Raw genomic sequence first — 22426 nt, 5'->3', positions numbered from 1 at the left:
TATCGGTACAGCCTTCCGCAAGGCGGCTGGCGCGCTCCGGATCAGTCGTCGAGCAGGCCCAAGCGCTGGTAGGCCCCCCGGATCTGGGTCTTGGCCTCGTCGGGCAACAGGGCCTGCGGAGGCCGCGAATGCGGGTACGAACCGATGGGCAGGCCGAGGACCGACGCGGCGTACTTGAACGCGCCGCCCCAGTGGGTGAAGTACTCCGGTCGACCCGGGTAGCAGATGTACCAGGACCCGCGGTCGAGCTCGAACTGGTCCATGCCCGTCACGCGTGCGTAATCCATTGCCTCGATGAGCTTTCCGTCCCACACCAGGTTCCAGTACTCGGTGAACAGCCGCCGGGCGGGCGTCTCGAACAGATAGCCGGCGGTGCCGAGCTGAGCCGCACAGACGATGCCGTCGCGCAGCCAGCCGGCCCGGTAGACGGTGGTGTCACACTCCCAGATCAGGAGTTCGGGAGCGAGTTCGTGTAGCCGACGACTGTTCGCCGGGCGGAAGGCGCCCTCCTTGGTGGCGCAAACGGCGGGGAGTTCGGCGGCGATGCGCGCGCTCTCCTGCGCGGTCAGCACGTATCCCGAGGACGGCGAGTTGAACATTCCCAGCGCGATGTCGGTGCGATCGGCGATGTAGCGGAAGAAGTTCAGCACGCCCTCGCCACCGTGGGTTTCCATCACCGGCGTCTGGATGTACACGATGTCGGCACCGGCCTCCTGCGCGTGCCGGGTGAGCTCCAGGCAGTCCTTTGCGGCAGTGGTCGACGTGCACGCCTGAATGACGACGTCCGGATTGATGGCGCGCGCCTCGGTGATCGCGACCTCGAGCAGGCGTTTGCGCTCGTCGAGCGTGAGTGCCCAGAATTCCGCGAGACCGCTGGTACACCAGAGCATTTCGTGCCCGAGCTCGCCCACGCAGTATCGCACCAGCGTGCTATAGGCGTCCCAGTCGATGTCGTCGCCGTCGGTTCCCGCGAACGGGGTGTAGAGCGAGTCACCGATCCCCCGTATCGCGCCGCGCGCCCACTCACGTGCGTCCTTGGCTGTTGCCATGACTTGCTCCCCTCAGGTGAAATCCGAGCCGCCGTCCACGTTCACGTTGGCACCCGTCATGTACGAATTGCGCCGCGACGCCAGAAACGCCGCGACGGGGCCGATCTCGGTCGGCAGCCCGGCGCGGGGCAGGTGGGCCGGGTGCCCGAAGTGCTCGTCGATGGCGTCCATCAGCTTGTAGGGGTCGGTGCCGTCGACACCCACCGAGTCGGCCCAGCCAAGCAGGGCCTCGGAGGCGATGCTGCCGGGCGAGACGACGTTGACCAGGATCTCGTCCTTGGCCAGCAGGAGCGACAGATTCTTCGACACGCTGTTCACCATCGACTTGGCGGCGGTGTAGGCGGGCAGCATCACACTCTGGCGTTGCGTCGAGTGCGCCGAGAAGTTGACGATGCGGGCCCACTCCGCGTTGCGCAGCAGCGGCAACGCCGAGCGCACGCAGTGCACCATGCCCATCACGCCGTCGTCGACGGCGGCGCGCCACTGTTCGTCGGTGAGTTGTTCGAACGTGCCTGCGGCGCTTGGTCCCACGGTGTTGATGAGCACGTTGAGCTGGCCGTCCCACCGCTCACCCAACCCCGCGAACACCTCGTCGACGTGCGCGGCGTCACCGATGTCGGCCACCACGCCGATGGCGTCGGGACTGCCGATTTGGCCGAGTTCCTCGGCGGCCGCATCGAGCACTTCCGCCGACCGCCCGACGAGCGCCACGCGGGCGCCGTCCTCGGCAAGGCAGCGAGCGGTGGCCAACCCCATTCCGCGGCCGCCACCGACGACGACGGCGGTGGCGTTCGCGAAGCCCAGATCCACGATGCGACCTAGCCGCAGTGCTTTACGTGCCCGTCCAGTTCGGCGCGCGCTTCTCGGCGAAGGCGGTGGCGCCCTCCATCGCGTCCTTCGACGAGAAGACCGGCAGGATCAACTCCTGCTGCTTCTTCCACATCTCTTCCTCGCTCCAGCCTGCCGACTTGGCGATGATTTCCTTCGTCACCGCCACCGCCAACGGGCCATTCGCCGTGATGCGCTCGGCGAGCGCGAGTGCCCCGGCGAGCGCCTCGCCGGGCTCGGTCAGCACGTTGACGAAGCCCCACGCCGAGGCCTCCTCGGCGGTGAAGTTGTCACCGGTCAGCGCGAGTTCGAGGGCCTTTTGATACGGAATGCGGTGCGGCAGTCGAAGCAGACCGCCGCCTGCGGCGACGAGTCCGCGCTTGACCTCGGGGATGCCGAACTTCGCGTTCTTGGCGGCCACGACGAGGTCGGTGGCCAGCACGATCTCGGTGCCGCCCGCCAGGGCGTAGCCCTCCACGGCGGCGATCACCGGCTTGCGCGGCGGACGCTCGGTGAACCCGATCCCGCGGCCCGGAATCGCGGGCACCTCACCGGCCATGAAGGCCTTCAGGTCCATACCCGCACAGAAGGTGCCGCCCGCACCGGTGACGATCGACACCGACAACTCCGGAGTGTCGTCGAGCTCATCCATCGCATCGGCGAGGCCCTGCGCAACGGCGAGGTTGAACGCGTTGCGCGCCTCCGGGCGATTGATGGTGATGACGAGGGTGCGCCCCTGGCGCTCTGTCAGAACTTCGTCGGCCACGTTGCCTCATTCACTTGGTCGTCCACCCAGAATGGTTACGCGGTGAAACTTACTATAGGTCTTTCGGTACTCGCAGACCGGCACAGCGAGCCGGCCCGCCCCGGTGTCCGCCCCACGCGTGACCGATCGGCTAGCGAGGACCGATCATCGTGCGGCGCAGTATCTTTCGTCGCAGCGTCTGGCCGGACGCAGGGCTTCCGGACTGGTGGGCCGAGGCCCGCTTCGAGCGCTCAGGTCTCGACGAGCCGCCGCGAACTCCGCGATGGGCCCAAAAGCTTGTCTAGCTGCACGAACGTTGCGACGAAGCGAATGACGAATACGCAACTGGATGCCTACCGGTAAGCTCGTCGGGAACGGTGAGCAGCGACACGCCTTTGTAGCCCCTGTTCACCTGGCAGTTGCCGGTAGATTGACGCACAGCCGCCCCGATGGGGTCGTGCGAGCGATGTCGAGTTCGATGGAGGTGCCACGCGTGGCCAAGCAAGCGACCGCAGACAAGCGTCAGCGACGCGAACGCGGCTCCATCAACCCCGACGACATCATCAAGGGTGCGTTCGAGCTCGCCGAGGAACTCGGCATCGACAACCTTTCCATGCCGCTGTTGGGCAAGCATCTCGGCGTCGGCGTGACGAGCATCTATTGGTACTTCCGCAAGAAGGACGACCTACTGAACGCGATGACCGACCGCGCCCTGCGGCAGTACGTGTTCGCCACGCCCTACGTCGAGGCCAAGGATTGGCGCGAGACGTTGCGCAATCACGCGCGCACCATGCGAAAGACGTTCCTCGGCAACCCGATTCTGTGCGATCTGATCCTCATCCGCTCGGCCCTCAGTCCGCGCGCTGCCAAGCTCGGCGTCGTCGCCGTCGAGAAGGCCATCGAGAGCCTGGCCGAGGCCGGGTTGTCGCCGGAGGACGCCTTCGACACGTACTCGGCGGTGTCGGTGCACGTACGTGGGTCGGTGGTACTGCAGCGGCTCTACGACAAGAACCGGTCCGCCGATGGTGGCCCTGGCGACTTCGAGGAGGCCATGGTCATCGATCCCGAGACGGCGCCGCTGCTGGCCCGGGTGACCAGCGAGGGTCATCGCATCGGCGCGTCCGACGACAACAACTTCGAGTACGGCCTCGACTGCATCCTCGACCATGCCGCCCGGCTGATCGAGGAGTCCACGGCCGCCAAGTCCGCTGCCCCGCAACGCCGCAAGGCCGCCGCTCCGCGCCGCAAGCCGACCGCGGCCCGCTGAGGAATCAGACGATCCCGCCACCGCGGAGGTCGTTGACTTCGGCTGCGCCGTAACCGATCTCGGCGAGCACTTCGTCGGTGTGCTCACCGAGCAGCGGCGCCCGGTGGCGAATGGTGCCAGGGGTGGCAGACATGCGGAACGGCGTCTCGATGATCGGGACGTCACGGGACGTACCGGGAAACGGCACCGGCTTGAGGTATCCCATGGCCGCAATGTGTGGGTCCTCGAGCACGTCCTGCGTCGAATGCATCGGCGCCGCGGGTAGTTTCGCCGCCTCGAGGGTGGCCAACACCTCGGCCTTGGTCTTGCCCGAACACCAGTCCTGCATCAGGTCGTTGAGGAAGTCGCCGTGTTCCCAGCGCGAGTCGTCGTCGACGAAGCGCGGGTCATCGATCAGGTCGTCGCGACCGATCATCCGGCACCAGCGCTTGAACATCGGCTGACCGGCCACTTGAAGCAGCACCCAGCCGTCCGTCACCCGGTAGAGATCGCATGGCGCCACCGACGTCCCACGGTTGCCCATGCGCGGCTTGTCGACGCCCAACAGGTGGCGCTCGATGAGGAAGGCATTGGAGAGCATCAGCGCGGTCGGGAGCAGCGCCGCCTCCACGTGCTGCCCCTCGCCGGTCTGGCTGCGGTGGTAGAGCGCCATCATCACGCCGATGGTCATCGTCAGTGCGGTGCCGAAGTCGGCCTGCGGCACCACGGTTCGGATCGGCATGTCGGGCAGGCCTTGACGGTACGTCGCGCCCGACATCACTTGGCCTGCACCGTCGAAACCGATGCGCTCGCTGTATGGTCCACCCTCGCCGTAGGCGGTGGCGCTGGCCAGGATGATGTCGGGCTTGATCTCGCGAAGGCTGGGGTAGTCAATCTTGCTGGCGCGCAACCCCGCCAACGGCATGTTGGCGATCACCACGTCCGATCGTGCGACCAGTCGACGCGTGATCTCCGCACCCTCCGGCGTCGTCGAGTCCAGCGTCAGCGAGCGCTTGTTGCGATTGCACTGCAGAAAGGTGCCGCCTTCACCTCCGGCGGCGACGGACTGTACCCAGCGGTCCTCGCCGCCTTCGCGCTTCTCCACCCGCAACACGTCGGCGCCCATGTCTGCCAGCAGTGCGCTGCACCACGGCGCGGCGATGAACCGTCCGTAGTCGAGCACCCGCAACCCATCGAGCACGCCAACCATGCGTCTACCCCTCGCGTCGAAGGGCGCTAGACCTCGATGATGACGGCGCCGCCCTGGCCACCACCGGCGCACATGGCTGCCATGCCGATGCCGCCACCACGTCGTTGCAGTTCGTAGACGAGCGTCGTGACCATGCGCGCACCGGATGCGGCGATGGGATGCCCCAGGCTGCAGCCGCTGCCGGAGAAGTTCACCAACTCCTCGTCGAGGCCGTACTCCTTGACGGCCGCGATCGGAACGGACGCGAACGCCTCGTTGATCTCCCACAGCGCGATGTCGGAGGGCTTCAGGCCGGCCCTGTCGAGGACCTTGCCGATGGCCTTGACGGCGCCAAGACCGGTGTCGCGCGGCGCAACACCGGCGGCACCCCATGCCCTCACCGTGGCCATGACGTTGAGCCCCTGAGCTACCGCGTAGTCGCGGTCGGTCACCGCCACGGCGGCGCACGCGTCGTTGGTACCGCTGGCGTTGCCTGCGGTGATGGAGAAGCCCTCGATCTCGGGGTGGATCACCTTGAGTCCGGCCAGCTTCTCGGCCGTGGTGTCGCGGCGGGGATGCTCGTCGACGCTGAAGTCGATCACGGAGCCGTCGGGGAGTTCCACCTTCAGCGGGACGATCTCGTCGAGGAACTTGCCCGCGTCCTGGGCTGCGACGGCACGCTGATGCGACCGCGCGGCCCACGCGTCCATCTCCTCGCGGGTGATGCCCATCGCCTGCGCGGTGTTCCATCCGACGGTGATCGACATGTCCTTGGTGGGCGCGTCGGGCGTCTCGACGTGGGTCGGCGGCATCCATCGCTCCTCGAACTTGAGCTCGGGGCCGGGAATGCGCCAATTCGTCAGCGGCGTCATCGACAGCGACTGCACGCCACCGGCGATCAGGGCGCGTTCCATGCCAGAGCCGATCTGAGCGGACGCGTTGCCGATCGCGGTGAGGCTGCCCGCGCAGTGCCGGTTGACCGACTGCCCGGGCACGTGCTGCAGGCCCGCCGCGTCTGCGGCGTAGCGCGCGAGGTCGCCGCCGCCGTAGTGCGATTCGGCGAAGATGATGTCGTCGATGTCATCCGGGTTGATACCGGACCGGCGGATCACCTCGGGAAGGACCGTAGTGATCAGCGTCTCGGGGGGTGTGTTGACCAGCGTGCCCTTGAAGGACCGCCCGATCGCAGTCCTGACAGCTCCGACGATGACAGGTGTTGGCATATCTCACGACCTCGGGTTTTGAGTTGAGCGACTTTACAAAAATAGCAGATACTGTATCGGGTTCAGTAGGTGAGGGTGATCACGTGGGTTCCGGCACGTGGAAGTGCTCGTCGCGTAGCCGGAACGCCTCCTTGGTGCCGTGTTGAGCACGGGTCTTGACGAAGTTGAACTCGCCCTCGGCGAACTGCAGGTTGGTGCCGTAGGCGTGGAACAGGTAGCTGGCCACCTCCTCGCCCTGATACGCCTGGCTCTGCTCGACCAGCCGGAACGCCTCCTTGGCGATCACGACGCCGTCGGCAGGCATCTTCGCCGCCTTCTGCGCCCAGTACCAGGCTCTGGCGGTCACGGCCTCGGGTGCACACGTCTCGGTGAACACACCGAGGTGCTCGACCACGCCAGCCTCGATGATGTCGCCGGTGAGCAGCATGCGCCGCGCCAGCACAGGGCCGAGCCTATGGAAGAACATGTGCAGGCTGCCCAGCGCCGGGCCGAGGAACCGCGTGGCGGGCATGCCGATCCTGGTGTCGCGCGCGATGACGGAGATGTCGGTCATGAGCGCCATCTCGAATCCGCCGCCGAGCGCGTACCCGCCGATCTCCCCCACCGTGATCTTCGGGAAGCCCATCAGGTTGTGGTAGAAGCCAAAGGACTTGCGGTCCACCGTAAGTCGACGACGCTGGCTGGGCCGACTCTTGGCCGGCTTCTCACCGCCACCCTCGCCGTACCAGCCGTACGCGTTGTTCATGTCGGCGCCCGTCGAGAACACGCCCTCTGCGCCCCGTAGCAAAACCACCGTGATGTCGTCGTCCTCGGCCACGACATCGAGGCAGCGGTCGACGGCGTCGCGCATGGTGGCGTCGTATGAGTTGCGCTGCTTGGGATTGTTGAACGTGATGGTGGCGATCCGGAGCTCCGAATCGACCTCGAAGAGCACGCGGTCGTCTCCACTGGAGGGTGTCGTCACGAGTCGAAGGTCCTTTCAGTCACACGTGCGAAATGAATTTCGCCTCAATGGTCTTGGCGGCCTTGCCTAGGCCCAATGTGTTTCGGCGCGCGGCCGCGAGGTGGTCACCGGCCAGCTTCACCGCGCGGGCCTGGTTGCCGTCACGGATCGCGTCGACGATGCGGTGGTGATCACGAAGTGCCGCACGTCGAATCTTGGCCAGCGTCGCCTCGTCCTCGCTAACGGCTCCACCCTCGCCACTCCACACGGCGGATTCGTGCGCCGACCAGATCACTTCGAGGGAGCCGATCAGCAGGATCATCGACTCGTTGCCACACCGCGCGACCAGCGTCTCGTGAAAGCGCCGCGCGTTGGGCACGTACTGCGTCACATCGTCGAATTGCGCAGTCTGCGTGTCGAGTTCGGCTTCGAGGTGCGGCAGAACGGTGGTCAGTCGGTCCGCCCGCGCGGCGCACAACCCCGCGCACACCGGTTCCATGTGCATAAGCGCCTCGCTGACGTCGCCGGGCGACGCGCCACGGGTCTGCAGCACCATGCTGATCATGTGCGCGGTGCGCTCCGACGACGGAAGGTGCACGACCGCGCCGCCGACGTTGCCACGTCGCACCGAGATCAGGCCGTCGGACTCCAGGATGTGGATCGCCTCGCGCACCGCGGGCGGGCTGACCCCGAATTCGGAGAAGAGCGCCTCCTGCGAGGGCAGCACGTCGCCCTCCTTCAGCCGCCCGGACAGGATGTCGTCCCGCAGCCGCGACGCGACCAGTTCCGCCACCCGCGGTTGACGGATGCGCGCGGTACTCACGACGACGCCGCCGTGCTACGTCGCGACCCGAAGTCGAACCCCGTCAACCGTTCTGGAGGGATCACGACGGCGTCGACCTCGCCGATGCACAACACCTCGTCATCGAGCAGCAGCCGCGCCGTCGAGGTGACGATCCTGTCGACCTCGATGCGCACGATGTCGAAATGGAGTTCGACGAGCAACGGCACCGGCCTGCGATAGGTCACGGTCATCGTCCGCGTCATGCCCGACGGTGAGGTGGCGCAGTTGTGGTGCTGCACGATGCAGTCGAAGAACACCCCGAGGAACCCGCCGTGCACCAATCCCGGCGGCCCTTCGTACGCGACGGGGAAGGTGACCCGGCCGGCGGCCGAATCCGGTTCCAGTCGGTCGAATTCGTAGGTGGGAAAGCACGGATTGAACGAACCGATGTCGACTGCGTGCTGCAGGTAGACGCGGTGTGCGCCGTCGGGATCCGAGCCCATGCGTGGCGTCGGGTCTCCTGGCACGTCCGGTGACAACTCCGCTTCCCACTCGGCGAATCGCGTCAGCATCGCCTCGACGGTCGGGTGGTCGTGCTCGAGGGACAGCAACAGGCTGGTGAGCCTGCGCATCGATGCGGCCGCGGCGACGGTCTGCGGCAGCGGTTGCTCACCGAAGCGAGGACCGTCGGACATCCGTCACCCCGTTCTGCCTCCGCACACCGAATCTTCCGTCGGCGGCCTTTCCTTGCTAAGTTATACAGGATAGCAATCGAATCTCCTACTGTAGGGTTATCCGTACCACCGGGGAAGGGCACCTCAACCGTGACTCAGGAAGTCGACCCGAGCGACGATGCAGGGTCGGTGACGGGTATCCGCGACGGCGCGATCCTGCACATCGTGCTCGACCGTCCCGCACGCCGAAACGCCCTGAGCCATCACATGGTCGACCAGTTCGTCGACCTGCTGACCGAGGCCTCCACCGACGACGAGTTGCGCGCGATTCACCTCCGCGGCGCAGGCGACGACTTCTGCTCGGGCGCGGACTGGGTGAACACCAACGCGGGTGGCCAGCGCCCTCGTACCGGCGACCTCGTCCGTCGGGTTCCGCTCACGGCCAACCGCATCGTCGAACTGCTTCACACCATCGCGCTGCCGGTGGTGTGCAGTGTCCGGGGGTGGGCCGTGGGGTTGGGCTGCAATCTGGCGTTGGCGGCTGACTTCGCCGTCGCCACCACCGACGCGGTCTTCTGGGAGCCGTTCCTGACCCGCGGCTTCTCCCCCGACTCGGGCTCGACGTGGCTGCTGCCGCGACTCGTCGGAGTGGCCAGAGCCCGCCGGATGCTGCTGCTCGGCGAGCGGGTATCCGGCGCCGACGCCGCCGACTGGGGACTGGTTCACGACGCAGTCGCACCCGAGCAGCTAGACGCGGCCACCGAGGAGCTGCTGACGCGACTTGCCGCGGGGCCGACGGTCGCGCTCGGGTTGGCCAAGCAGGCCATCAACTCCGGTCAGCACGCCGCGTTGGACCAAGCCATGAAGCAGGAGTTGTTCAACCTCGAACTGTCCTGCCGAACAGCTGATTTCAAGGAGGGTCTGGCGGCCTTCCGCGACCGCCGGCCACCAGACTTCCAAGGCCGATGACCGTGACCACGAAGGGACTCCCACATGGCGGATAAGCCGTACGACGACATCGGCTACGAGGTCGACGGGCACACGGCGACGATCACGCTGAACCGGCCGAACGCGCTGAACGCGCTCAGCCCACACATGATCACCGAGCTGCGCGCCGCCTACCACGAAGCAGAAAGCGACGACGCGGTCTGGCTGCTCGTCGTCACCGGCACGGGCCGCGCGTTCTGCACGGGCGCCGACGTCTCGGAGATCCCCGCGGACGGCAAGGTCATCTACGAACGGCCCTATCTGTCCACCTACGACCAGTGGGAGGCTCCGCAGGAGGGCACCCCACCGTTTCGGACCATGGCCAAGCCGGTGCTCGCCGCGATCAACGGATTGTGTTGCGGCGCAGGACTGGACTGGGTCACCACCGGCGACATCGTGATCGCCTCGGACAAGGCGACGTTCTTCGATCCACACGTGTCCATCGGGCTCGTCGCGGGGCGCGAGATGGTGCGGCTCGCCCGCGTGCTGCCGCGCAACATCGCGCTGCGCATGTCACTCGTCGGCAAGCACGAACGCATGAGCGCGCAGCGCGCCTACGACCTCGGCATGATCAGCGAAGTCGTCGAGCACGACCGACTGCTGGAGCGGGCCCACGAGATCGCCGACATCGTGAACTCCAATGCGCCGCTGGCTGTTCGGGGCACTCGCCTGGCCATCCACAAGACGCTCGACCTGCCGCTGCACGACGCCGAGATCCTCGCCGAGACGTTCCGCGAGCGCGTGGTGCGCACCGAGGATGCCCTCGAGGGGCCGAAGGCGTTCATGGAGAAGCGGGCACCGAACTGGCAGTGTCGGTAATGGGCGACTACGAAACCGTCCTGCTCGACGTCGACGAGTCGGCGCGCGTCGCCACCGTCACGTTGAACCGTCCGGACCGGCTGAATGCCTTCGACCGCACCATGTGCCACGAGATGGCCGACGTCTGGCGCAACATCAAACTCGACGACCGGGTCAACGCGGTGGTACTGCGGGCGGCGGGCGAACGGGCCTTCTCCGCCGGGCTCGACGTCAAGACGCCATACGGCCAACCGTCGAGCGTGTGGAACCACGAAGATCCCGGCGAATTCCTCAGCCCCAAGTGGCAGAAGATGTGGAAGCCAGTCGTGTGCGCCGTGCAGGGCATGTGCACCGCGGGGGCGTTCTACTTCGTCAACGAGTCCGACGTGGTGATCTGCTCCACCGACGCAACGTTCTTCGACTCGCATGTGAGCGCGGGGCTGGTCTGCGCGCTCGAACCGGTCGGGCTGATGCGCAAGATCGGCCTCGGTGAGACGCTGCGAATAGCCTTGACCGGCAACGACGAACGGCTCAGTGCGCAGACCGCGCTACGGATCGGACTGGTCACCGAGGTCGTCGACGCCGACGCGCTGTGGGCGCGCGCCCACGACATCGCAAGCTTGATCGCCGCGCATCCGACCTCGGCCACCCAGGGCACGGTGAAGGCGATCTGGGAGTCACTGGACAAGCCCTACCGCGCCGCGCTCGACCAAGGATTGATCTACACCCGGCTCGGCAACGCACTGGGCAAGGCCGAACTCGATCCAGACCGTCCGCGCCGCCCACCGCGGGTGCGCTGATGGCGCATCCGCTCGGCGAGCGGATCGCCGACGTGCTCGCCCTCGCTCCCGATGCACCCGCGATCGAGTACGAGGACCGATGGTCGACGTGGGGCGAACTGGCCGAATTCGCGTGCCGCATCGAAACTCTCGTCACCCCGCAAGACGGCGGGCCACCGCCGTCGGTCGGCGTCCTGCTGCGCAATCGCCCACCCCACGTGGCCACTCTGCTCGGCCTGCTGATGGCCGGCGCCACGCTCGTCGTCATCAACCCATCGCGAGGCGACGAGCGCACGCGCGCCGACATCGAAACGCTCGACCTGCGCGTGCTTGTCGGCACGCCCGACGACGTCGCCGCACTCGTCACCCCCTCGCCGCGAACCACCGTCGTGACGATCACCGAACTCGACGAACCACCCGCCGTCCGCCCGGCCACCGCCGCCACGACGGACCCGGGCCGCCCGGGAGTGGCCGTGCGCATGCTGACCAGCGGAACCACGGGCCCGCCCAAGCGCATCGACCTCACCTACGACATGCTCGCGCGCAGCGTGATGGGCGTCGATCCATCCGCGGTGAAAGCACCCTCGGCGCCCCGTCGCGGGGTCGCCATCGTCAACGCGCCGCTCGTCCACATCGGCGGGGTCTTCCGCGTGCTGCAATGCGTCGCCGAGGCCCGCTCGTTCGTGCTGTTGGCGCGCTTCGAACTCGACCGCTGGGCCGCAGCGGTCCGCGCTCACCGGCCGCGCGCCGTGTCGCTTGTGCCCGCCGCACTGCGGATGGTGCTGCACTCCGAGCTCACCCGCGACGACCTGAGCAGCATCGCCGCGGTCACGTCCGGCACCGCTCCCCTGTCCGCCGACGATGCCGACGCCTTCACCCAGAAGTTTGGCATCCCCGTGTTGACCTCTTATGCAGCAACGGAATTCGGCGGCGGTGTGGCCGGCTGGTCGCTGGCCGACCACCGCGAGTTCTGGACCACCAAGCGGGGCAGCGTCGGCCGGGCCACGCTCGGCGCGCACCTGCGGGTCGTCGACGACGCCGGCAACCCGGTCGGACCCGACCAACCCGGCCTGCTCGAGGTCAAGCCCGGTCAGTTGGGGCCCAGCGTGGACTGGATCCGCACCACCGATCTGGCACGCATCGACGCCGACGGGTTCCTGTGGATACTCGGCCGCGCCGACCAGGCCATCATCCGCGGCGGCTTCAAGGTGATGCCGGACGACGTGCGCACCACCCTGGAGCAGCACCCCGCCGTGCTGGGCGCTGCGGTGGTCGGACTCCCCGACGACCGCTTGGGCGAAACCCCGGTCGCCATGGTCGAATTGCGCGACGGCGCCTCCCTCGACTCCGACGAGTTGGCCGGCTACCTCGACACCCGATTGGCCCGGTACGAGATCCCTACCGAGCTCGCCATCGTCGCGCACATCCCGCGCACGCCGTCGGGCAAGGCCGATCTCACCGCGGTGCGGCGCCACTTCACCGAGGCGGCGTCCGCCGCGCAGGGCGACCATGCCTGAAGGCCCGACGACGGTGGGCGGCGTCATCCGCGAGCAGGCTCGGGCACGCGGTGAGCATCCGCTGCTGGTCTGCGACGACGACCGGCTCGGCTACGTCGACGCCGAACGGCGCTCGGCCGCCCTTGCCCGGGGGCTGCTCGCGCTCGGAGCCGGACGGGGTACCCACGTCGGAATCCTGGAACCCAACGGTTCGGCCTTCGTGGTGGCGATGTTGGCCGCGGCCCGGATCGGCGCGGTGGTCATTCCCTTCACCACCTTCGCCACCGCGCGCGAACTCCGCGAGCAGTTGGTCGACGCAGACGTCGCGATTCTGCTGTCCGCCAAGGGGTATCGCTCCCACGACTACGTGGCACGCCTCGCCGAGGTGCTCGACGGCGACATCACGGCGGGCGAACGACTGATGCGCCCAGGCGTTCCGCAGCTGCGTCACGTCGTGTTCGACGTCGAACGGCTTTGCCGGGCAGGCGAATCCATCGACATGGAGCTGCTGCATGCCGCCGAGGACGACGTGGTCGGCGGCGACTCGCTGACCATCGTCTACACGTCCGGCTCCACCAGCGCGCCCAAGGGTGCGGTGCACACGCACGCCGCATTGCTCACCCATCAACGCAACCTCAACGAGATCCGCGGGCTGACCCGAGCCGACACGCTGTTCTGCAACTCGCCGTTCTTCTGGATCGGGGGGCTCGGGTTCGGCCTGCTCGCCACGCTGGTCGCCGGCGCGACGCTGGTGTGCTCCAACGCCGTCGACGCGGGCCGCACCCTCGACCTTCTGGAAGCGGAACGGCCGACGATGACCAATGGCTTCGCAGCCACCATCGCGCACCTCGCCAAGCATCCCAGCTTCGGCGATCGCGACCTGTCGTCGATGCGGCGCGGCAACCTGTACCCGATCATGGCGCCGGAGGCGCGACCAGCCGATCCCGAACTGCGGCACAACATGCTCGGCATGACCGAGGCGGGCAGCACCCTGCTGCTCAGCGGCGACGAGACGGATCAACCCGAGCAGCGCCGGGGCTCGTTCGGCAGGCCCGCAGCGGGTTTCGATACGAAGATCGTCGGTCCCGACTCCGGTGAGCCGGTGGGCGCCGGCGAGCCCGGCGAGCTCTGCATCCGTGGACCGTTCGTCATGCAGCGGTACTACCGGCGCAGTCGCGAGGAGTGCTTCGACCGCGACGGCTGGTTCCACACGGGTGACATGGTGTGCGCCGACGTCGACGGATTCCTGTACTTCCTCGGCAGACGGACAGCGATGATCAAGACGGCGGGCGCCAACGTGTCACCGGTCGAGGTCGCCAACGCGATCGGCCGGCTGACCGGCGCCGTGGCCCACGTCATCGGCCTGCCCGACGCCCAACGAGGGGAGGTGGTTGCCGCGGTGATCGCGCTGGCCGACGATCAGCCGTTCGACGAGCGCACGCTGCGCGAGGGACTCGCGCGCGAGTTGTCGTCGTTCAAGATCCCCCGCCGCATCGTTGCGATACCGGCCGCGGAACTCCCGCAGCTGTCCAGTGGCAAGGTCGACGGCCGCCGACTGCCGGGACTCTTCGATGCGTGACACGATCGACGGACTGCTGACCGACCGCGCGGCCACCGATGCGGCCAAACTGGCGGTCATCGATCCGGATGATCGAATCACGTACGCGGCACTGGATTCCACCACCCGGGAGTTGGCGGCCGCATTCGTGGCGGCCGGTGTCGGAAAGGGCAGCCGGGTCGGGCTGATCATGCCGAACGGCGTCGGTTGGGTGCGGCTTGCGCTGGCGCTCACGCGCGTCGGCGCGGTGCTGGTTCCCTTGAGCACGCTACTGCAGCCGCGCGAACTCGTTGCCCAGCTGCGCGTGGCCGCCGTGCAGTTCCTGGTCAGCGTCGAGGAGTTCCGCGGTCACCGCTACCTCGACGAGCTACCCACCCTACCCGCGCTACGGCAGATCTGGAGCGTGGACGCGATCGCCGGGCTGACCGCCGACAGCGCCGCCTGCGACGTTGCCTGCGCACTCGCCTCGTCAGTGGACCCGAGCGATCCCCTGGCGATCATATTCACGTCGGGCAGCAGCGGAATGCCCAAGGGCGTCATCCACTCTCACGGAAGCGCACTCGGCGCGGTCCGTTCCAGCCTGGCGCCACGCTGCATCGACTCCGACACGAGGCTCTACCTACCCATGCCGTTCTTCTGGGTCGGCGGCTTCGGCGGCGGCATCCTTTCCGCACTGCTCGCGGGCGCCACATTGGTGACCGAGCCGACGCCGCAGCCCGAAGCCACGTTGGCGCTGCTGGAACGCGAGCGGGTCACGTTGTTCCGCGGCTGGCCCGACCAGGCCGAAACCCTGGCCCGCCAAGCTGATTCCGCCGATGCGGACCTATCCGCGCTGAAGCCGGGCAGCCTCGAGGCGCTGTTGCCCGCCGACCAGAGGGCAGCGCCAGGCGCGCGCGCCAAGCTGTTCGGGATGACCGAGACGTTCGGGCCGTACTGCGGACATGCCGCCGACACCGACATGCCGAAGTCCGCATGGGGCAGCTGCGGTAAGCCGTTCGCGGGCATGGAGGTTCGCATCGTCGACGTCGACGACGGCCAGCCCGTCGCGATCGGCGAACTTGGCGAGATCCAGGTCCGGGGACCCCACACGCTGCGCGGAATCTGCCGGCTCAGCAGAGAGGAGGTGTTCACCGTCGACGGCTACTACCCCACCGGCGACCTCGGGCACCTCGACGCCGACGGGTTCATGTTCTACCACGGCAGGTCCGACGACATGTTCAAGGTCAGCGGCGCCACCCTGTACCCAAGCGAGGTCGAGGCGGCGTTGCGCACCCTCGACGGGGTGGACGCCGCGTTCGTCACCAACGTGCGCAGCGAGCAGGGCGATCGGGTGGGCGCCGTGGTGGTGTGCGACATTGGCCATACGCCGGATCATCTGCGGGCCGCGGCACGAAAGACCTTGAGCTCCTTCAAGGTGCCGACGGTGTGGGTACTGGTCAGCTCCAACGAGCAGGTCCCCCGGGGTGCGACGGGCAAGGTCGACATCCGTCGACTCCGCGAGATGCTCACCGCGACAACGGAAGTAGGGCAGTGAGATGACGGCACCGCAATCCATCTTCGAGCTCTTCCAGACCATCGGATTCCACGACTACCGCAACGCCGACGGCGACCTCGTCGTCGAGCTACCCGTGGCCCCGCACGTCAAGAACACCAACGGTGGACTGCAGGGCGGGCTGCTAGCGACCCTCGTCGACGTCGCGGCGGGCAAGCTCGCCATGGAGGTCATTCCACCCGACGTCAGTGTCGTGACATCCGACCTCAGTGTGCGTTACTTGCGCCCCGTCAAGGTGGGTTCCGCACGCGCGGTCGCGCGAGTCGTGTACTCCGGCAGGCGATCCCTGATCATGCAGGTCGACATCGTCAGCCTTCCCGACGAGCAGCTGGCCGCCATCGCCACCGTGAACTTCGCCACGATACGGCGCAATCAACGAGAGGAAACACAGTGACGGGCAAGCTCGAGAACAGGGTCGTCTTCATCACGGGCGCGGCGCGGGGACAGGGCCGGGCGCACGCGGTGCGGATGGCCCAGGAGGGTGCCGACGTCATCGCCGTCGACCTTGCGGGTCGGGTCGCGCCAAGCGTCAAGTACGACCCCGCGTCCCGCGCGGACCTCGACGAGACCGTTCGGCTGGTCGAGGCCACCGGCCGTCGCATCCTCGCCTCCGTCGTCGACACCCGCGACCATGCCGGACTCTCAAAGGCCGTCGCCGATGGGGTCGCCGAGTTCGGCAGGCTCGACGTGATCGTCGCGAACGCGGGGATCGCGGTCCCGCAGACCTGGGCCGAGATCACCCCCGAGTCCTGGGGCGACGTCATCGACGTCAACGTGACGGGCACCTGGAACGCGGTGATGGCCGGAGCGCAGCACATCATCGACGGCGGCCGCGGCGGGTCCATCATCCTGATCAGTTCCGCCGCGGGGCTCAAGATGCAGCCGTTCATGGTGCACTACACCACCAGCAAGCACGCCGTGACCGGCATGGCCCGCGCTTTCGCTGCCGAGTTGGGTAGGCATTCGATCCGCGTCAACAGCGTGCACCCCGGCCCCGTCGCCACCGACATGGGCTCGGGCGACATGGTCGCCGAGATCGGCCGGACCATGGAGTCGTACCCGCAGCTGTCGAGCATGCTGCTCGGCTTCCTCACCATGGGCATCGCCGAAGCCAATGACATCGCCGACGCCGTGCTGTGGCTGGCCAGCGACGAGTCGAAGTTCGTCACCGCCGCCGCGATCCCCGTTGACGGAGGGACGACGCAGTACTGATGGTTGCGCTGACCGGTCGTTCAGAGTCCTTCGCGGAAAACCTGGCCCGCGGCCTAGCCGGATACGGCGCAGGTGCGTTCATCGAGTTCGAGCGCACCTGGTACTCGGGCGACGACGTCGGCGCCTTCCGGGTACGCCTCGACACCGCGCTCGGGGAGGCAGGCGTCGACGCAGGCGAACCCATCGGCGTGGTGGTACGCAACCGGGTGCCGCACGCGGCGGCCATCCTCGGGTTCGTCGCGACGGGTCGGCCGGTCGTGATGATCTACAGCTACCAGTCGGCGCGATCGATCGCCGACGACGTCGAGACGCTGCAGCTCGCCGCGGTGGTCGCCGATCGTGAGGACTGGACCGCACCCGTCATCGACGCGGCGCGGCGCACCGGCACCGCGGCGATCGCGCTTGCGCTGGACGAACCTCGGGTCGAGCTGCTCGCCGCGCGTCGACCACCCGTTGGCCCCGGCTCGACGCTTCGCGAGGCGGGCATCCACGTCCTCACCAGCGGCACGACGGGTCCGCCGAAGCGAATACCGATCGGGACAGAGGTGTTGGAGCACACCGTGCGCAGCATCACCCACGGGCAGCTGCCGGCTCGCGATGATCCGCCGGACGTCGTCTTCCTCCCGATCGGCAACATCGGCGGCGCGTGCCAGCTGCTGGCCGGTCCATGCCTCGGCAGGCGCCTGGTGCTGCTGGAGAAGTTCACCGTCAACGACTGGGTCCGGGCGGTCAAGGACTACCGCATCCGACGTGGCGGTGCGCAACCCACCATCGTGCGCATGCTGCTGGATGCCGACGTGCCGCCAGAAGACCTCGAATCGCTGGAGTGCCTCGTCGGCGGGGCCGGCCCCCTCGAGCAGGCCGTGCGCGACGAGTTCGAGCGGCGGTACGGGATCCCGGTGTTGTGGGCATACGGCGCAACCGAATTCGCGGGCTCGGTGTGCGCGTGGACGCCCGACCTGTACGAGCGGTACGGCAAGTCGAAACCCGACAGCGCGGGTAGGCCACTGCCGGGTGTTGCGGTCCGCGTCGTGGACCCGGAGTCGGGGGCCGAAGTTCCGTTGGGTACCAAGGGGTTTCTCGAGGCCAGGGTCGACGTCATGGGCCAGGAGTGGATCCGCACCACCGACCTGGCGTCGATCGACGCCGACGGCTTCATCACCATTCACGGGCGCGGTGACGGCGCGATCAACCGTGGCGGTTTCAAGATCCTGCCGGAGACGGTACGTCGGGTGCTGATCTGTCACCCTGCGGTGCGCGACGCCGCCGTCGTGGGCGTGCCCGACCGTCGGCTCGGCGAAGTGCCCTTCGCCGCAATCGAAGTCAAGCGGGGCGCTCGCATCCCGACCGAAGCCGAGTTGAAGGACCTGGTTCGCGACGCGCTGCCGAGCTACCACGTGCCCGTGGCGATCGCGTGCGTCGACGAACTGCCCCGCAACGCGGCGATGAAGGTCAGGCCGACCGAGGTGGCTGCGCTATTCCGACCAGCGGACTAGGGGCGGATGACGCCCCGTTCGATCAGGTGCTCGGTGAGCGGCCCGACACCGACGGTGAAGTGTTCAGCGATCGCGGCGCGGGCAAGCTCCGGGTCACGCCGTTCGAACGCGGACATGACGGCACGGTGGTCCTTGGTCGACTGCTCGGGCCACCCCGCCAGCGTCGGGAACACCGATTCGGGTACGTACCGGGTGATTCCCGACATGAACTGCGTCAACTTCGGCGAGTCCGCGGCCACGTTGATGGTGCGGTGGAACTCGTGGTTGAGCCGCACCATGCGATCCAGGTCGCCCAGTTCGTAGGCCCGTTCCAGCTCGTCCTGGATGGCACCCATCGTCGCGAGCTGCTCGGCGGTGATGCGCTCGGCGGCCCGCGCCGCCAGCTCACCGCCAATGAACACCTGCACGCGCGCAACGTCGGCGAGGTCCCGCGCGGTGACCTCCAGCACCATGAACCCGCGCCGGGGGTGCTGCACCAACAGGCCTTCGGCGCGAAGGTTGAGCAGCGCCTCGCGGACCGGGGTCACGCTGATGCCGAGCTCGACGGCCAGTTGGTCCAACCTCAGGTACTCACCTGCCGGGTACTCGCCGTTGAAGATCCGTCGACGGACGTAACGAGCGACGTCGTCCGACAGCTGCGGCCTGGCCGCGAACTCCGGCTCAGATGCGGTACTCATTGAGCAGACTCTTGCTGATGATGGTCTTCTGAATCTCGCTGGTGCCCTCGCCGATCAGCAGGAACGGCGCGTCGCGCATGAGCCGTTCGATCTCGTACTCCTTGGAGTAGCCGTATCCGCCGTGGATTCGGAAGCTCTGCTGCGTGACCTCCGAACAGAACTCGCTGGCAAGGTATTTCGCCATTCCTGCGGCGACGTCGTTGCGTTCCCCCGAGTCCTTGAGCCGCGCGGCGTTGACCATCATGAGGTGCGCCGCCTCGACCTTGGTCGCCATCTCGGCGAGCTGGAATGCGATCGCCTGGTGTTCGGCGATCGGCTTGCCAAACGTACTGCGCTGCTGGGCGTATCTGACCGCCAGCTCGAACGCGCGGATGCCCACTCCGCAGGCCCGCGCCGAGACGTTGACCCGGCCAACCTCGATGCCGTCCATCATCTGGAAGAAGCCCTCCCCTGGCGCATTGCCGAGCACGTCGTCGGCGGCGGCGTGGTAACCGTCGAAGACGAGCTCGGTAGTGTCGACGCCCTTGTATCCGAGCTTGTCGAGCTTGCCGGGGATGAGCAGTCCCGGTGCCACTTCGCCGAAGCCCGCGGGTTTCTCGACGAGGAAGGCCGTGAGGTTGCGGTGCGGTTTGGCCTGTCCCTCATCGGTTTTCACCAACGCGGCGACCAACGTGGAGCTCCCGCCGTTGGTCACCCACATCTTCTGGCCGGTGATCGTGTAGCCGCCGTCGGGATTGCGCACACCCTTGGTGCGAATGGCCGCGACGTCGGAGCCCAACTCCGGCTCGGACATCGAGAAGGCGCCGCGCACCTCGCCGGTGGCCATCCGAGGCAGGAACCGCTGCTTCTGCTCGTCGGTGCCGTGCTGGCGCAGCATGTAGGCGACGATGAAGTGGGTGTTGATCACCCCGGACACGCTCATCCATCCGCGCGCAAGCTCTTCCACGCACAGCGCGTAGGTGAGCAGCGACTCGCCCAGCCCGCCGTACTCCTCGGGGATCATCAGTCCGAACAAGCCCATCTCCCGCATCGCGTCGACGATGTGCTGTGGGTAGGTGTCGGAGTGCTCGAGTTCCTGAGCGTTGGGGATGATCTCCTTGTCCACGAACTGCCGAACGGCGGAGATGATCTCGGTCTGTACCTCGGTCAGCCCGATCGTCTGCGCGAGTTTGGTCATGCCTCCACCTTTTCGAATACGGCGGCCAGCCCCTGGCCGCCACCGATGCACATGGTCTCCAGGCCGTATCGCGCTCCACGCCTATGCATTTCACGGGCGAGGGTGGCGAGCATGCGGCCGCCGGTGGCACCCACCGGATGGCCCAGCGAAATGCCGGAACCCGCGACGTTCGTGCGGTCGAGATCGACGGGAGTGAACTTCCACTCCCGCATGACGGCGAGCGCCTGTGCGGCGAACGCCTCGTTGAGCTCGATGAGGTCGATGTCCGAGAGCGTCAGACCGGCCTTGGTCAGCGCCAGTTCCGTCGCGGGCACCGGACCGATACCCATGACGTTGGGCGGGACCCCCGCGACGCCCCAGGACACCAACCGGACCAGCGGGGTCAGCCCCAGCTCGGCCGCCCTGTCGGTCGTGGTCACGATGCACATCGATGCCGCGTCGTTCTGCCCGCTGGAGTTGCCCGCCGTGACGGTGGCTTCCGGATCCTGCTTGAGCAGGACGGGTTTGAGCTTGCTCAACGCCTCGACCGTGGTGTCGGCGCGCGGGTGCTCGTCGGTGTCGATCACCTCGTCACCCGCGCGGCTGGTCACCGTGACCGGAATGATCTGGTCGGCCAGCAGGCCATCCTTCTGTGCGGCGACGGCGCGGCGGTGCGACGTCACCGCGAGCTCGTCCTGTTCGGCGCGGGGAATGTCGTACTGGCGGCGGAGGTTCTCGGCGGTCTCCAGCATGCCGCCGGGCACCGGGTAGTCCCGTCCGCCCGCCATGGTGCGGCCCCGGCTCAGCGCGTCGTGCACCTTGACCCCGCTACGGGCTCCGCCCCAACGCATGTCGGTGGAGTGGAACACCACGTTGCTCATCGACTCGGTGCCGCCTGCGACGACGAGGTCGTGCTGCCCGGTGGTCACCTGCATGCAGGCCTGGATCACGGCCTGCAACCCCGACCCGCACCGACGGTCCAACTGCATGCCGGGCACCGTCACCGGAAGACCCGCGTCCAGCGCGACGACGCGGCCGATCGCGGGCGCCTCCATGCTGGGATAGCAGTGCCCGAGGATGACGTCCTCGACGTCGTCAGGCGTGACCCCGGTGCGCTCTAGGAGTCCCCGCAACGCCGCCACCCCGAGGTCGACCGCCGTGAGCGAGGCGAACATTCCGCCGTACCGCCCGATCGGGGTACGCACCGGTTCGCAGATCACGGTGTCTCGCATCACATGTACCGCCCGCCGGTCACCTCGAGCACCGTGCCCGTCATGTAGGACGACAACTCGCATCCGAGAAACACTGCGACGGAGGCGATCTCGCTCGGCTCACCGGCGCGCTGCATCGGCACCTCGGCCAGCTTGGCGTCCCAGATCTTCTGCGGCATGGCCTCGGTCATCGCCGAGCGGATGAGACCGGGCTGGATGGCGTTGATGCGCACGCCCAGGTGCGCGACCTCCTTGGCGGCAGCCTTGGTCATCCCGACGATGCCCGCCTTGGCCGCCGAGTAGTTGGTCTGGCCCATCAGGCCGACCTTGCCGGAGATCGACGAGATGTTGATGATGGAGCCCCCTCCCGACTCGCGCATGATGCCCGCTGCGAGCCGCGTGCCGTTCCAGGTGCCCTTCAGATGGACGGCGATGACCTGGTCGAACTGGTCCTCGGTCATCTTGCGCATGGTGGCGTCACGGGTAATGCCCGCGTTGTTGACCATGACGTCGAGCGCACCGAACTCCGAGACGGCGGCATTGACCAGAGCCTCGACGTCGTCGGCCTTCGTCACGTCGCACCGCACCGCCCGTACGACTGCGACGCCGCCGAGCTTCTGCACGGCGGCGTCGGTGGCGTCGGGATCGAGATCGCCGAGCACGACGCGCGCTCCCTCCGCGACGAAGCGCTCGGCGATGGCGAAGCCGATCCCCTGTGCCCCGCCGGTGACCACCGCGGTTCGTCCGTCAAGCAATGCCATGAGCGTTCCTGCCGTTCCTGAGGCCAACGGTTAACAACATAAAATATGATATTTGTTGTACC

The 22426-nt window shown here is 67.6% G+C and carries 22 protein-coding genes; 10 read left to right on the top strand and 12 right to left on the bottom strand.

Annotated elements, in window-relative coordinates; all coding sequences use genetic code 11:
* Positions 1-41 precede the first annotated feature (41 nt).
* Genes SLQ33_RS30980 through SLQ33_RS30970 form a run of 3 tightly spaced genes read right to left on the bottom strand, consistent with a single transcriptional unit; the run spans position 42 to position 2643 of the window.
* The gene (locus SLQ33_RS30980; RefSeq protein WP_319457762.1) at positions 42-1049 is read right to left on the bottom strand and encodes a dihydrodipicolinate synthase family protein; all 1008 of its coding nucleotides are present in this window, start codon (positions 1047-1049) and stop codon (positions 42-44) included.
* Between the two features lie 12 nt (positions 1050-1061).
* Entirely contained in the window at positions 1062-1859 is a 798-nt protein-coding gene (locus SLQ33_RS30975) for an SDR family NAD(P)-dependent oxidoreductase (protein ID WP_319457761.1), read from the bottom strand.
* Between the two features lie 22 nt (positions 1860-1881).
* Entirely contained in the window at positions 1882-2643 is a 762-nt protein-coding gene (locus tag SLQ33_RS30970) for a crotonase/enoyl-CoA hydratase family protein (RefSeq protein ID WP_319457760.1), read from the bottom strand.
* A 457-nt stretch (positions 2644-3100) separates the two neighbouring features.
* Between SLQ33_RS30970 and SLQ33_RS30965 the strand changes: the two genes are divergently transcribed.
* Positions 3101-3889, top strand: a complete 789-nt coding sequence (locus SLQ33_RS30965) for a TetR/AcrR family transcriptional regulator (RefSeq protein ID WP_319457853.1) — start codon at positions 3101-3103, stop codon at positions 3887-3889.
* A gap of 4 nt (positions 3890-3893) precedes the next feature.
* On the opposite strand, the gene SLQ33_RS30960 is transcribed toward SLQ33_RS30965, so the two are convergent.
* The 5 genes from SLQ33_RS30960 to SLQ33_RS30940 all read right to left on the bottom strand — a co-directional run bounded on the left by SLQ33_RS30960 (position 3894) and on the right by SLQ33_RS30940 (position 8702).
* Positions 3894-5078, bottom strand: a complete 1185-nt coding sequence (locus SLQ33_RS30960; RefSeq protein ID WP_319457759.1) for a CoA transferase — start codon at positions 5076-5078, stop codon at positions 3894-3896.
* 26 nt (positions 5079-5104) lie between these two features.
* Positions 5105-6280, bottom strand: a complete 1176-nt coding sequence (locus SLQ33_RS30955) for a thiolase family protein (protein ID WP_319457758.1) — start codon at positions 6278-6280, stop codon at positions 5105-5107.
* 79 nt (positions 6281-6359) lie between these two features.
* Positions 6360-7244, bottom strand: a complete 885-nt coding sequence (locus SLQ33_RS30950; RefSeq protein ID WP_319457757.1) for an enoyl-CoA hydratase/isomerase family protein — start codon at positions 7242-7244, stop codon at positions 6360-6362.
* 19 nt (positions 7245-7263) lie between these two features.
* A complete protein-coding gene (locus SLQ33_RS30945) occupies positions 7264-8046 on the bottom strand; it encodes a FadR/GntR family transcriptional regulator (protein WP_319457756.1) in 783 nt (260 codons plus the stop codon).
* On the bottom strand, positions 8043-8702 hold the full coding sequence (locus tag SLQ33_RS30940) for a PaaI family thioesterase (RefSeq protein ID WP_319457755.1): 660 nt from the start codon (positions 8700-8702) through the stop codon (positions 8043-8045). Before SLQ33_RS30940 ends, SLQ33_RS30945 begins: the two co-directional genes overlap by 4 nt.
* Positions 8703-8831: 129 nt before the next feature.
* Here SLQ33_RS30940 and SLQ33_RS30935 point away from each other — a divergent pair, with 129 nt between their 5' ends.
* Genes SLQ33_RS30935 through SLQ33_RS30895 form a run of 9 tightly spaced genes read left to right on the top strand, consistent with a single transcriptional unit; the run spans position 8832 to position 18559 of the window.
* The gene (locus SLQ33_RS30935; RefSeq protein WP_319457754.1) at positions 8832-9650 is read left to right on the top strand and encodes an enoyl-CoA hydratase/isomerase family protein; all 819 of its coding nucleotides are present in this window, start codon (positions 8832-8834) and stop codon (positions 9648-9650) included.
* A 24-nt stretch (positions 9651-9674) separates the two neighbouring features.
* Positions 9675-10487 carry an enoyl-CoA hydratase/isomerase family protein gene (locus SLQ33_RS30930; RefSeq protein WP_319457753.1) on the top strand — a complete coding sequence of 271 codons (813 nt, stop codon included), beginning with the start codon at positions 9675-9677 and terminating at the stop codon, positions 10485-10487.
* Positions 10487-11266, top strand: coding sequence for an enoyl-CoA hydratase/isomerase family protein (locus SLQ33_RS30925; protein ID WP_319457752.1), 780 nt, complete (start codon positions 10487-10489; stop codon positions 11264-11266). The genes SLQ33_RS30930 and SLQ33_RS30925 overlap by 1 nt, the downstream gene beginning before the upstream one ends.
* The gene (locus SLQ33_RS30920) at positions 11266-12762 is read left to right on the top strand and encodes a class I adenylate-forming enzyme family protein (protein WP_319457751.1); all 1497 of its coding nucleotides are present in this window, start codon (positions 11266-11268) and stop codon (positions 12760-12762) included. The genes SLQ33_RS30925 and SLQ33_RS30920 overlap by 1 nt, the downstream gene beginning before the upstream one ends.
* Positions 12755-14320 (top strand): class I adenylate-forming enzyme family protein, encoded by a 1566-nt coding sequence (locus SLQ33_RS30915; RefSeq protein ID WP_319457750.1) that lies wholly within the window; start codon positions 12755-12757, stop codon positions 14318-14320. Before SLQ33_RS30920 ends, SLQ33_RS30915 begins: the two co-directional genes overlap by 8 nt.
* A complete protein-coding gene (locus SLQ33_RS30910) occupies positions 14313-15833 on the top strand; it encodes a long-chain fatty acid--CoA ligase (protein WP_319457749.1) in 1521 nt (506 codons plus the stop codon). The genes SLQ33_RS30915 and SLQ33_RS30910 overlap by 8 nt, the downstream gene beginning before the upstream one ends.
* Before the next feature lies 1 nt (position 15834).
* Complete coding sequence (locus SLQ33_RS30905; RefSeq protein WP_319457748.1) at positions 15835-16245, top strand: PaaI family thioesterase; 411 nt, start codon at positions 15835-15837, stop codon at positions 16243-16245.
* A complete protein-coding gene (locus SLQ33_RS30900; protein ID WP_319457747.1) occupies positions 16242-17063 on the top strand; it encodes a mycofactocin-coupled SDR family oxidoreductase in 822 nt (273 codons plus the stop codon). Before SLQ33_RS30905 ends, SLQ33_RS30900 begins: the two co-directional genes overlap by 4 nt.
* The gene (locus SLQ33_RS30895) at positions 17063-18559 is read left to right on the top strand and encodes a class I adenylate-forming enzyme family protein (protein ID WP_319457746.1); all 1497 of its coding nucleotides are present in this window, start codon (positions 17063-17065) and stop codon (positions 18557-18559) included. Before SLQ33_RS30900 ends, SLQ33_RS30895 begins: the two co-directional genes overlap by 1 nt.
* Here SLQ33_RS30895 and SLQ33_RS30890 read toward each other — a convergent pair.
* The 4 genes from SLQ33_RS30890 to fabG are packed head-to-tail and all read right to left on the bottom strand — an operon-like array spanning position 18556 to position 22364.
* Positions 18556-19236: a GntR family transcriptional regulator gene (locus tag SLQ33_RS30890; protein WP_319457745.1), complete on the bottom strand. Its 681-nt coding sequence runs from the start codon at positions 19234-19236 to the stop codon at positions 18556-18558. The genes SLQ33_RS30895 and SLQ33_RS30890 overlap by 4 nt on opposite strands.
* On the bottom strand, positions 19220-20413 hold the full coding sequence (locus SLQ33_RS30885; protein ID WP_319457744.1) for an acyl-CoA dehydrogenase family protein: 1194 nt from the start codon (positions 20411-20413) through the stop codon (positions 19220-19222). Before SLQ33_RS30885 ends, SLQ33_RS30890 begins: the two co-directional genes overlap by 17 nt.
* Complete coding sequence (locus tag SLQ33_RS30880; RefSeq protein WP_319457743.1) at positions 20410-21624, bottom strand: acetyl-CoA C-acetyltransferase; 1215 nt, start codon at positions 21622-21624, stop codon at positions 20410-20412. Before SLQ33_RS30880 ends, SLQ33_RS30885 begins: the two co-directional genes overlap by 4 nt.
* Positions 21624-22364: a 3-oxoacyl-ACP reductase FabG gene (gene fabG, locus SLQ33_RS30875; RefSeq protein ID WP_319457742.1), complete on the bottom strand. Its 741-nt coding sequence runs from the start codon at positions 22362-22364 to the stop codon at positions 21624-21626. The genes SLQ33_RS30880 and fabG overlap by 1 nt, the downstream gene beginning before the upstream one ends.
* Between the last annotated feature and the right edge of the window lie 62 nt (positions 22365-22426).

The organism is Mycobacterium sp. RTGN6 (genome assembly GCF_033804605.1).
GTDB lineage: Bacteria > Actinomycetota > Actinomycetes > Mycobacteriales > Mycobacteriaceae > Mycobacterium.
Note: the sequence above shows the minus strand (reverse complement) of the source record. Positions and strands in the feature narration are given on the sequence as shown.

What these genes read in the sequence shown, in the direction of transcription:
- SLQ33_RS30980 (WP_319457762.1), bottom strand. Translation starts at nt 1,049, where the DNA reads ATGGCAACAGCCAAGGACGCACGTGAGTGGGCGCGCGGCGCGATACGG.
- SLQ33_RS30965 (WP_319457853.1), top strand. Translation starts at nt 3,101, where the DNA reads ATGGAGGTGCCACGCGTGGCCAAGCAAGCGACCGCAGACAAGCGTCAG.
- SLQ33_RS30960 (WP_319457759.1), bottom strand. Translation starts at nt 5,078, where the DNA reads ATGGTTGGCGTGCTCGATGGGTTGCGGGTGCTCGACTACGGACGGTTC.
- SLQ33_RS30955 (WP_319457758.1), bottom strand. Translation starts at nt 6,280, where the DNA reads ATGCCAACACCTGTCATCGTCGGAGCTGTCAGGACTGCGATCGGGCGG.
- SLQ33_RS30940 (WP_319457755.1), bottom strand. Translation starts at nt 8,702, where the DNA reads ATGTCCGACGGTCCTCGCTTCGGTGAGCAACCGCTGCCGCAGACCGTC.
- SLQ33_RS30930 (WP_319457753.1), top strand. Translation starts at nt 9,675, where the DNA reads ATGGCGGATAAGCCGTACGACGACATCGGCTACGAGGTCGACGGGCAC.
- SLQ33_RS30925 (WP_319457752.1), top strand. Translation starts at nt 10,487, where the DNA reads ATGGGCGACTACGAAACCGTCCTGCTCGACGTCGACGAGTCGGCGCGC.
- SLQ33_RS30920 (WP_319457751.1), top strand. Translation starts at nt 11,266, where the DNA reads ATGGCGCATCCGCTCGGCGAGCGGATCGCCGACGTGCTCGCCCTCGCT.
- SLQ33_RS30915 (WP_319457750.1), top strand. Translation starts at nt 12,755, where the DNA reads ATGCCTGAAGGCCCGACGACGGTGGGCGGCGTCATCCGCGAGCAGGCT.
- SLQ33_RS30910 (WP_319457749.1), top strand. Translation starts at nt 14,313, where the DNA reads ATGCGTGACACGATCGACGGACTGCTGACCGACCGCGCGGCCACCGAT.
- SLQ33_RS30905 (WP_319457748.1), top strand. Translation starts at nt 15,835, where the DNA reads ATGACGGCACCGCAATCCATCTTCGAGCTCTTCCAGACCATCGGATTC.
- SLQ33_RS30895 (WP_319457746.1), top strand. Translation starts at nt 17,063, where the DNA reads ATGGTTGCGCTGACCGGTCGTTCAGAGTCCTTCGCGGAAAACCTGGCC.
- SLQ33_RS30890 (WP_319457745.1), bottom strand. Translation starts at nt 19,236, where the DNA reads ATGAGTACCGCATCTGAGCCGGAGTTCGCGGCCAGGCCGCAGCTGTCG.
- SLQ33_RS30885 (WP_319457744.1), bottom strand. Translation starts at nt 20,413, where the DNA reads ATGACCAAACTCGCGCAGACGATCGGGCTGACCGAGGTACAGACCGAG.
- SLQ33_RS30880 (WP_319457743.1), bottom strand. Translation starts at nt 21,624, where the DNA reads ATGCGAGACACCGTGATCTGCGAACCGGTGCGTACCCCGATCGGGCGG.
- fabG (WP_319457742.1), bottom strand. Translation starts at nt 22,364, where the DNA reads ATGGCATTGCTTGACGGACGAACCGCGGTGGTCACCGGCGGGGCACAG.